The organism is Variovorax glucosi (assembly GCF_051216695.1).
In the GTDB taxonomy this organism is placed as follows: domain Bacteria; phylum Pseudomonadota; class Gammaproteobacteria; order Burkholderiales; family Burkholderiaceae_C; genus Variovorax.
Map to the genome: position 1 here is coordinate 1 of NZ_JBPJZE010000123.1, position 1,365 is coordinate 1,365.

A 1,365-nucleotide genomic window follows, 5' to 3' on the forward strand; every position below is an offset into this window, starting at 1 on the left:
GGCGGCCGCTGCCACTTGCGAAGGCGCCGTTGCCGCGCCACTGCACCTGCATTCCGGCCGGCGAGCGCAGGCCCGCGACCATCGACGGAATCACGTAGAAGATGCGCGCGCGCCGGCCCACATGAGGCGCCATGGCCAGCCGGTACTCGATGCGCCCGAGGGGCACCACCACCATGTTGCCGTCCATCCGCTGGGCGTTGCTGAAATCGCTGCGCACCTGCGCGCGCGGGGAGGCCGAATCGTCGAGCCGGGCGACCGCCGCCCACGCGGGGGCGAGCGCTGCACCGCAGAGCAGCAGTGCAGCGGCTGGCCATCGGTGAAAGCGCAGGGAGGTCATTCCATCGAGGCCGTGAAGCGCACGGTGCCCTTGTAGTTGCCGCCCGGGTACACCACGTCGTTGTCGTAGGAGAACTGCAGCCGCGTGGCAGTCACGTTGCGCGACAGGTAGGTCCAGGTGCCGATGCCCAGGACGCAGGGCAAGCCGAGCGGGCCGACGCAGAAGGTGGCGTTCGCGTCGTAGCTCGCGATCGACTGGTTGGCGGCGGCGGTGAAGCGGCCACCCTGGATGTCGCCCGAGGCGGCGTTGCTGTTGTTCGTGGCCACCCAGGTGATCTTGCTGAAGGGAATGGTCGTGGTGCCGCAGCCGCCCGACTGGCAGGTCAGGGCAATGGAGGAATCGACGCGCAGCGTCACCGGCCGCGCTACGGTGGTGTTGGCTACGGGGCGCACTGGCATCACCCAGACGTCGATGGTCGGCGTGCCGATCACTGCCGTGGGGGTCAGCCCGGCGTTGGCGCCGGTCACGCTGAAGGCCACCGTGTCGACGGTCGCGCCGGCCGTGCCCACGCGCAGGGTCAGCAAGTAGCTGGCGCCCGTGTCGGTCACCGTGGTGATGACGGCGTGCGCGGGCGGGGCGAGGCTCGCCGCCGACGCCATGAGCGCCGCGGCGGCGACCGCCTCGCATCGCCGGGTGTGCAGCCCGGAGCGCGCCATCAGATCCCCTGGGCCGTGTACGTGATGGTGTTCGTGTAGGTGTTCGCAACCCAGCCAGCGGGCGTGCCGCCCAGCGTGTAGGCCCAGGTGCCCGTGGCGACCGCGTTCGAGGGGAACGAGGTCGAGGCGCAGGCGCCGAGGTTGGCGCCCGGGTGCGGCAGCGTGCCCGTTGCGGTGACGGTGAAGTCCGCGTTCGCTGGGCCGCCCGTGAGGGGCGCCCAGGCGCCCATGGCGCAGTTGATGGTGCCGGCGCCGGCGTTGGTCCAGGCGTACACGGTGAGCGTGCTCGCGGCGGACGTGGCCGTGACAGTAGGTGCCGCGCCGTTCCAGTCCACGTTGGTGTTGTTGCCCGTGACCGGCGTGGTGGGCACG

1 protein-coding gene and 2 pseudogenes are annotated in these 1,365 nt (G+C 71.3%); all 3 read right to left on the reverse strand.

Annotated features, from left to right (window positions below; all coding sequences use genetic code 11):
- Positions 1-337 (reverse strand): annotated as a pseudogene (locus ACSFA3_RS23470) (hypothetical protein); the annotation flags it as partial.
- Positions 334-885, reverse strand: coding sequence for a hypothetical protein (locus tag ACSFA3_RS23475; RefSeq protein ID WP_435507828.1), 552 nt, complete (start codon positions 883-885; stop codon positions 334-336). The pseudogene ACSFA3_RS23470 and the gene ACSFA3_RS23475, both read right to left, overlap by 4 nt.
- A gap of 107 nt (positions 886-992) precedes the next feature.
- Positions 993-1,365, reverse strand: a pseudogene (locus tag ACSFA3_RS23480) (hypothetical protein); the annotation flags it as partial.